This window comes from Herbiconiux daphne, from assembly GCF_024979295.1.
Classification (GTDB): domain Bacteria; phylum Actinomycetota; class Actinomycetes; order Actinomycetales; family Microbacteriaceae; genus Herbiconiux; species Herbiconiux daphnes.
On the sequence record NZ_JANLCJ010000531.1, the window covers coordinates 1 to 615 of the forward strand.

General features: G+C 48.8%; 1 protein-coding gene. It reads right to left on the minus strand.

Annotated features, from left to right (window positions below):
* Positions 1–93: 93 nt before the first annotated feature.
* A complete protein-coding gene (locus N1032_RS26270; RefSeq protein ID WP_259543586.1) occupies positions 94–498 on the minus strand; it encodes a hypothetical protein in 405 nt (134 codons plus the stop codon).
* Positions 499–615: the final 117 nt, after the last annotated feature.

The window sequence follows — 615 nt, forward strand, 5'->3', positions numbered from 1 at the left end:
GTTTTACTTTCCGCGCCTTCGTCGCACGCGGCTAATAAACAGACAAATACCAGTAATAAGGCTTTCATTTAATTTTCTTCGTGGATGGGGGATTTAAACGTTTTTCATAACTGTTTCGTTAAAATTGATCATAATGATTTTATTATCAAGTCTAAATCCGTTTTCATCATCCGCTTTAGCGGAATCCATCTGCTGCCAGTGATGGCGAACGAAGGCAAATGCGCTTTCGCTATGCTGGGCATTCCAGATAGTTTGTAAGGTTCGCACCCGGCGCACGTTGTTCATCGCGAGCGTATCGCGCAGCTGGCGACGAACCCAGGCTTCCTTATCGCGATCGGGCTCAATGAGCGCCCCTAACAGGATATCGGTAAAGAGCGAATAGAGCTCTTTGGCATCGTGGATAATGTCTAAATCGGTTGGCTCTTTCCGGATCGCGCGTTGCTGCTTAGCGGTAAGCTTCGGCAGCTTCTTCCGGCTGAAGCTTTGGTTCTTAATCATCGCGGAACCTCGCTTTACTGCGGCGTTGGCCATTGCTTAACGGAATGCGCCCAATCACGAAGCGGGCTTTTACCCCAGCGGGCTCTACGCCGGGAGTTAACATAATCATTAAGCATC